At 61.3% G+C, this 6,618-nt stretch carries 6 protein-coding genes and 1 pseudogene; 3 read left to right on the top strand and 4 right to left on the bottom strand.

Annotated features, from left to right (window positions below):
* The 4 genes and pseudogenes from A3754_RS16290 to yidD form a co-directional block, all read right to left on the bottom strand.
* Positions 1-648: pseudogene (locus A3754_RS16290) on the bottom strand (hypothetical protein); the annotation flags it as partial.
* A gap of 76 nt (positions 649-724) precedes the next feature.
* Positions 725-2,797 (bottom strand): TonB-dependent receptor domain-containing protein, encoded by a 2,073-nt coding sequence (locus A3754_RS16285; RefSeq protein ID WP_063520545.1) that lies wholly within the window; start codon positions 2,795-2,797, stop codon positions 725-727.
* Positions 2,798-2,996: 199 nt separating this feature from the next.
* Positions 2,997-3,317: a DUF2946 family protein gene (locus A3754_RS16280; protein ID WP_156497029.1), complete on the bottom strand. Its 321-nt coding sequence runs from the start codon at positions 3,315-3,317 to the stop codon at positions 2,997-2,999.
* Positions 3,314-3,595 carry a membrane protein insertion efficiency factor YidD gene (yidD, locus tag A3754_RS26210; RefSeq protein ID WP_082872241.1) on the bottom strand — a complete coding sequence of 94 codons (282 nt, stop codon included), beginning with the start codon at positions 3,593-3,595 and terminating at the stop codon, positions 3,314-3,316. Before yidD ends, A3754_RS16280 begins: the two co-directional genes overlap by 4 nt.
* A 165-nt stretch (positions 3,596-3,760) precedes the next feature.
* On the opposite strand from yidD, the gene A3754_RS16270 reads away from it, so the two are divergent.
* The 3 genes from A3754_RS16270 to A3754_RS16260 form a co-directional block, all read left to right on the top strand.
* Positions 3,761-4,465, top strand: coding sequence for an START domain-containing protein (locus tag A3754_RS16270; RefSeq protein ID WP_063520542.1), 705 nt, complete (start codon positions 3,761-3,763; stop codon positions 4,463-4,465).
* 160 nt (positions 4,466-4,625) lie between these two features.
* Positions 4,626-5,297 carry an START domain-containing protein gene (locus tag A3754_RS16265; protein ID WP_063520541.1) on the top strand — a complete coding sequence of 224 codons (672 nt, stop codon included), beginning with the start codon at positions 4,626-4,628 and terminating at the stop codon, positions 5,295-5,297.
* Positions 5,298-5,378: 81 nt separating this feature from the next.
* Positions 5,379-6,618, top strand: a 1,240-nt coding sequence (locus A3754_RS16260) for a DUF2254 domain-containing protein (RefSeq protein ID WP_063520540.1), incomplete at its 3' end; no start/stop codon positions are given.

The raw sequence follows: 6,618 nt of genomic DNA, 5'->3' as shown, positions 1-6,618 counted from the left end.
ATAGATGTCGACTTTTTCCGGCAGGCCGCTGGCGGCGGTGCGGAAGGTGGCGAGCAGTACATCGCCACGGGGTTCGGCGACACCGTGATGGGCGCTGGCCAGGGTCTGGCTGGCGACGCTGCTGGCAGTTTCCAGTGAATCATCGGTGAGAAGCTCAACCTCGGCCATGATGGCATTGCCGGCGTCACCATCATAGAACAGGGCTGCTTGCTCGCCATGGACGCGGTAGTGGGTGGGGGCCGGGCCGTTCAAAGTGCCAGTGAGGGACGGGCTGACTTCGTCCACGTGGTCGTCGTGTTGATAGAGCCCGCCATCGATGATCTGTACTTGGTTGGCGTCCCGTTGCGGGGCGAGCACGAAGCGCTTGCCTGGGCTGGTGTAGAGCGCACTGGGAGCATTATCCAGAGCCAGGTTGCCGGGCAGCAGGGCGCTCTCTTCCAGGTCATAGACGTAGAGCTGGTCGCCGGCGCCATCCCGTGAGGCGATAACCAGGCGGCCGGGGTGGGCTTCGTGGGCATGGTCGTGTTCGTCTTCTGCGCTTCCCAGAGAACTGGTGCCGGTTTCGTTACAACCGGCCATGGTGAAGGCGGCAAGCAGAGACAGGGGCAGGGCTGCGTTTTGTTTCAGGTTTTTCATCATGCGTTGCATGGTGTTCTCCATATTCGTGTTGTTGTGCCCGGCGGAGTAAAGGCGCCGGTACAAATGCCGTTAACGTTGCGGCTTATCAAAATTCAATGCGGGTACCCACGGTGACATTGCGACCTGGCTCCGGCACGGTGCTGGCGAGGAAGGAAGAGTGGTTGAATACCTCTTCGCCCAGCAGGTTGTTACCGCGCACATAGAAGGTGTAGCGCTGGTCGCCACGTAGCCGGTAGCTGAGGGTCGCGTTGACCATGTCGTAGGACGGGGTGGTTTCCTCAAAGCCTGAGATCTGGTCCTGGGCGAAGCTGCGGTAGAACTCCAGTTCGCCGTCGAAGTTGCCCAGGTAGCTGTTGAGGCGAGTGCCCAGCCGCTTGGCGGGAATGCGGGGCAGATAGCCGCCATCATCGAAGGTGGCGCGCACCGTATCACCAAAGACCGTGATGCCCACCGGGTCGATACCGTAGTAGCTCACCGAGGCTTCGGCACCGGTGAAGGTGGCGTCACGCTGGCTGTACTTGATCAGACGGAAGTCTTCGATCTGGTCGAGGGTGCGGGCATAGATGTAATTGTTGATGCGGTTTTCGAAAATGCCCAGATCAAACAACCAGTCGCCCTGGGTCTTGCGCAGGTTCAGGTTGGCGTTGAGGCTGACTTCGTCATCCAGATCGCGCTGCCCACCACCGCAGTCGCTGAGCAAGCCGCATTCGTAGGTATTGGTGGCCAGGTGGACGCCTTCTGCATAGAGCTCCTGGGCGCTGGGTGCGCGGCCAGAGTGGCCCACGGACAGCACCAGTTCATAACCGGGCACAAAGGCCCAGTTGGCTGCGCCCGAGAAAGACGCGTTGTCGGCGGTGACTTTGGCAAGCGGCTGGCCGTTGCGTTGGTCCGGTGTCTGCGTCAGGTGCTCTTGGCGGGCCCCCAATTCGAAGGACCATTGCTCGTTGAGGACATATTCTTCTACCGCAAAGACGGCAATGGATTCGGTTTCTGTCTTCGGGACGAAGGCTTCGCCACCCAATGAGCTGAAGTCGAACTGGGTGTACTGCAGGCCCACCACGCCGCGCCAGTTCCCCAGCGGTTTATGTTCCACTTCCAGCCGCGCATCGCCGCCCTTGTTGGTGAAGGTGCTGCCGATGGCGCCTTCCTCAATCTCGTGGTGGCGATAATCGGTGTGATTGCCACGGAAGCGAATGGCGGTGACCCCGGCGAACGGTTCGCGGTATTCGCCGCGGGCATCTACCCGGCGGCTGGCCAGGTCCACATAGGGGACGATCTCGCCATGGTCGTGGTCGTGATTATGGCCGCCGGTGGGGCAATCCAGGCTGGTGCCGCTGGACTGGCACTCCTCGAATTCGTGGCTGTGACCGGGCAGGCCATAGTTGTCGCGACGATAGCTGTAGGCCATGCCGAAGTAGCCCTGATCACCGATCCAGGAGGCGCCAATGCTGCCGTTGTCGCTTTCCGCATAGGTGCCGGGCACGGTGAGTTCTTCGAAGCCATTCACTTCGTAGTCGTCCGCATCGCGGCGGCTGCCTTCCACCCGGAACACCAGATTGTCGGTGGCGGAGAAGGTGAGGCCGGCGGCAGTGGCGTTCTCATCGGCCACGGTATTGGCCCGGGCTGCCACGAAACCTTCCACCTCTTCGCGGGGGCGCTGGGTGGGGATGCGGGTGTCGAGCACGTTGACAACACCGCCGCTGGCACCGCTGCCATAGAGCAGGGTGGACGGTCCGCGCAGGACTTCGATCTGGCGCGCCAGCAGGGGGTCCACTGTGACCGCGTGATCCGGGGAAATACTGGAGGCATCCAGGACCTGGGAGCCATCGTTAAGCACCCCCACACGAGGACCGCCCTGGCCGCGAATGACTGGCCGGCTGGCGCCGCCACCAAAGGTGTCACTGTGGACACCGGGTTGGTCTTTCAGGGTTTCCCCAAGGGTGTTCTGGCTCTTCTGGGTGAGGGTTTGCTGATCCATCACCGAATAGGGCGTGCTGGGGCTGTCACTGCCCAGCGGCAGGGCGGACACGTCCACTTGTTTTAGCTCGTGAGCCTGGTCTGCGGCTGCGCTGTTGTTTTCAGCGTCGGCCAATACTGCCGTGGGCGCCAACAGGGCCACGGCGACGCACCCGGTCAGGGTCTGGCGTCGAAATATCATAACTACCTCTGTCTCTAGCGTTCATGCAGGGCATGAATGAGGGCACGAGTAAAAGGGCGCAGCCGAAAAGAAAGCGGCTGGCCGGACTCGTGCCGGAAACACGTTTGTTGCTGATCGCAGGCAGGCGCAGCAGGCCCGGCTCTCATGGAGAGGGGGCAAAAGGCGATGCGCCAGTATGATCAGTGATCAGTAACGGGAGTCAGGCAGAGACAGGGGGGCCGCGGGGCGGGTAGGGATTGCGCTTGCTGCGGAGCACCACGGTGGTGGCGGGCGCGAGCGGAACGGGTTCGGTGCGTTTTGTGACCGGAGTACTGTAATCGCTGGGCAGTGCCAGCATGCCATGGCCGTGGGTACACACCTGGCAATCAGCGGAAGCCAGCAGCTCCTTGGCGGGGCTGTGTTGGCCTGCGTCGATGTGGGCCGGGGCGTGCCATGCCAGCAGCAGCTGGGCACAGAACAGGCCGAGTACCAGAGACAGTGACAGGCCGCGATGGTAGCGGTTCAGCATGGCGGGGATCATGGTGATGTCCCCCCGCTGTGTTCACCGCATGACGGTGTGCATTGGTGCTGTTCCGGGTCGGGTTCGGTGCCGGGCACATAGTCAAAACCGCCCGGGTGCCAGGGGTGACACTTGCACAGTCGCTTCGCCGCCAGTGCGCTGCCGCGCAGGCTGCCATGGGCAACTACCGCCTGCCGGGCGTATTCCGAGCAGGTGGGGTAGAAGCGGCATTGATTGCCTATCCAGGGGCTCAGCACCTTCTGGTACAGCCAGATGGCGCCAAGCAGAAGCGATTTCACGTGACCCGTTCTGCCTGTCGCAAGTTGTAAAAAATGCATGATATAGCCATCGCGTGGGGAGATACCAGTGCTGTTCCATGGTCCTAACAGCCACCGTGATAAGAAAGTGTTGCGATTTCATGATGATGCAACGCTAAAGCAGCCTCAGGGCAACAAGGAGAGACCATGAGCAAAGTGACAGGATGGACCCGCCCGGTACGCGTATCAGCATTGGCCGTGACCTTGATGTTATCCGCCGGTTCCATGGCGGCAGACTGGGAAACCGTGAATGAAGGCAAGGCCCGCACGGACATCAATACCTACGATAAAGCCATGAAAGACAGCCCGGTGAAAGCGTTCCGGGGTGTCACCGAAGTGCAAGCGCCGGTACTGAGTGTACTGGCGGTGATGGCGGATAGCAGTGCCTGCGCGGACTGGTTGTATCAGTGCCAGTCACTGGAGTTACGCGATAACGACCAGGCCTATATCCGTTTCAAGGGCATCTGGCCGGCCAAGGATCGTGATGCCCTGATCCAAACCCAGACCACCCAGAATGAGGAAACCGGTGCCATTACCCTGGCCTCCCATGCCGTGGATGGCGAGCCGGAGCACGAGGGTTATGTGCGGGTTGCGGCGCTGGAAGATCAGTTTGTGCTGACGCCGCTGGATAACGGTTGGACACGCATCGAATTCGAAACCTTTATCGATCCGGGCGGCAATGTGTCCTCGGTGGCAAACGTGATTTCCCACAAGGCGCCCCAGGAAACCCTGCAGGGGCTACGTGAGATGGCCAGCAACGAGACCTACCAGAATGCTAAGCTGGACCAGGCCCTGAAGCGTTACCCGGAATTGAAAGGCATGGATCTGCCGCAGAGCCATCAGCCAGAGTGAGAAAAATATCCGCCTTGAATTGCCCTCGGCAACGCCGGTAATTGGGGCCAATCCCCCGGCTGGCGGTTGCTTCCCTGTGCGCGGGCAGCATACTGCGGCCAGCGTTTTGGATGTTGTATTCCTGTTGAAAACAAGAGTAAGGAGAAGACCATTGCGAGCGATGTTTGTGGCATTGTTGTTGGCCCCTCTGGTGCTGGTGAATCCGGCCTGGGCGGCAAACTGGAAAACCAATCATGAGGGTGAGGCCCGGGGCGATGTGACCACGTATGTGCGCGATGTTTCCAATAGCCCGGTAAAAGCCTTCAAGGGCATTGTCGAAGTGAAGGCATCCGCCACCTCGGTGTTGGCGGTGATTACCGCCGTGGACACCTTCCCGGAGTGGATCTTCCAGAACCAGGGCGCCAAGCGGCTGTCGGTGGAAAGCCGTGAAGAAATTCACATGCGCTTTCACGGTATCTGGCCGGTGTCGGATCGGGATGTGGTGCTGGCCAATACGCTGAGCCAGAACCAGGACACCGGCTCGATCACCCTGCACAGCGTGAATGCCGAAGGCGTGCTGGGAAAGCAGGATGGCTTCGTACGTATTCCCGCGCTGGATAACCAGTTCATCATTACTCCCATGGACGATGGTTGGGTGCGGGTGCAGTTTGAAACCTTCGTGGATCCGGGCGGCAGCGTGCCGGTGTGGCTGGCGAATCTGGTGGCGACCAAGGCGCCACTGGAAACCCTGCAGGGGTTGACGGTCCAGCTGGAAAAGCCGCGCTTTGCCAGTGCCACCCGGAAAGATTTGCCGCCACTGCCGGGGATGGACAAACTGTCACTGGAAGACTGATTCCCCCGGTCTCTGCCCGGGGGCGTTCATAAGCGTGGCGCACCCGGGTAATCCGCCCGGGCAAGGATGCGAGGGCGAGCCATGGTGCTGGCACGGTTTCAGCAATGGTATACCCAGTTACGTTCCAGCATGTGGTTGCTGCCGGCCTGCTTTCTGGTCGGGGCGTCGCTGCTGGCCTTTATCCTGACGGCCATCCCCGGTGAGCTTCCGGATGCCAGCGAACACTGGTGGGCCTACCTGCTGGCGGTGAATCCGGAAGGCGCCAGTGCGGTGTTGACCACCATCGCCGGTTCCATGATTACCGTGGCCGGCGTGACCTTCTCTATCACCATGCTGGTGTTGGCCCAGGCGGCCAGCCAGTATTCTCCCCGCCTGTTACGCGATTACATGGCCGATCGCATCAATCAATTGACGCTGGCCGTGATTGTCGGTGTGTTCGCCTACTGTTTGCTGGTGCTGCGCAGCCTGCCTGCGGATTCGCTGTTGTTGGGGCATGGCCTTGCCGTGATGGTGGCGTTGCTGGGGGCTTTCGTGGGCCTGGCGCTGCTGATCTATTTTATTCACCACATTGCCAGTTCGATCCAGGTATCCCAGGTGGTGGCGAAAATCACCGAAGACACCCAGGCCGCGATCGCCCAGCGCTACGATCAGGCGTTCGGGCGTGTCGCCGAGAACCCGGCGGCGTTGCGGGCCGAGGCGGTGATGCCGGAGATGGATGGCGACGCTTCAGGCCATAAACCGGCAGGCCACACGCTGGCGGCCCCGCTCACCGGGTTTGTGCAGCAGGTGTACCTGAACGGCCTGGTCAAGGAAGCCGATGCCCAGGGGCAGGTGGTTACCATGCGTGTGGCGGTGGGCGAGTTTGTGGTCCAGGGGCAGCCATTGCTGTACCTGCATGGGCCGGGCTGGGACGAAGAGCGCTGTGCGGCCTTGTTGCGTTGCTATGTGATCAACCGCCATCGCACCATCGAGCAAGACCCGGCTTTCGGTATTCGGCAGCTGGTGGATATCGCCATCAAGGCGCTGTCGCCGGGGATTAACGATTCCACCACCGCTGAGCAGTGTGTGCTGTATCTGGGCGCGGTGATTGCCGACCTGTCCGGGCGACATATGCCGGAACCGTTTCGGCGAGTGAACGGGCAGCTGCGGCTGCAATGCCAGCAGCGAGACTTTGCCGACTATGTGGACGCCGCATTTGCGCAGATCGCCCGCAATGCCCGGGGCAATCTTGCGGTGCTGGCCACGCTGGGGAGTTCGCTGGCGATGCTGGAACGTACCGTGCCGGCAGAGCGGCTGGGGCCGATACAGCAGCAGCGACGCC

The sequence above is a fragment of the Alcanivorax sp. HI0083 genome (assembly GCF_001635175.1).
The sequence above is the reverse complement of the archived record's forward strand: the minus strand, read 5'-3'. Positions and strand labels throughout refer to the sequence as shown.

Excerpts from the sequence above, each read along its gene's own strand:
- A3754_RS16285 (WP_063520545.1), bottom strand. The coding sequence starts at position 2,797 with ATGATATTTCGACGCCAGACCCTGACCGGGTGCGTCGCCGTGGCCCTG.
- A3754_RS16265 (WP_063520541.1), top strand. The coding sequence starts at position 4,626 with ATGTTTGTGGCATTGTTGTTGGCCCCTCTGGTGCTGGTGAATCCGGCC.
- A3754_RS16270 (WP_063520542.1), top strand. The coding sequence starts at position 3,761 with ATGAGCAAAGTGACAGGATGGACCCGCCCGGTACGCGTATCAGCATTG.
- A3754_RS16280 (WP_156497029.1), bottom strand. The coding sequence starts at position 3,317 with ATGATCCCCGCCATGCTGAACCGCTACCATCGCGGCCTGTCACTGTCT.